The 254-nt window shown below is 47.2% G+C and carries 1 protein-coding gene; it reads left to right on the forward strand.

Annotated features, from left to right (window positions below; genetic code table 11):
- Window positions 1–254: phosphoribosylglycinamide formyltransferase (gene purN / locus R0J92_RS24745; protein WP_411053634.1), on the forward strand; the 254-nt coding region annotated here is incomplete at both ends.

Consider the following 254-nt stretch of genomic DNA (forward strand, 5'->3'; position numbering starts at 1 on the left):
GTTGAAAGCTCAACAGGTGAAGTGGGTGGTGATGGCAGGATGGATGCGTGTGGTCACGCCAGTATTAATTAACGCCTTTCCGGATCGATTAATTAATATTCACCCTAGCTTGTTACCGAGCTTTAAAGGGATTAATGGGGTGGAACAAGCCTTAGCTGCTGGTGTGAAAATTGCCGGTTGTACGGTGCATTTGGTGCGACCAGAAGTGGATAGTGGTCCGATTTTAATGCAAGCTGCTGTTCCGGTCTTAGAAG

This window comes from Tritonibacter sp. SIMBA_163, from assembly GCF_046535935.1.
Lineage (GTDB): Bacteria > Pseudomonadota > Alphaproteobacteria > Rhodobacterales > Rhodobacteraceae > Epibacterium > Epibacterium scottomollicae.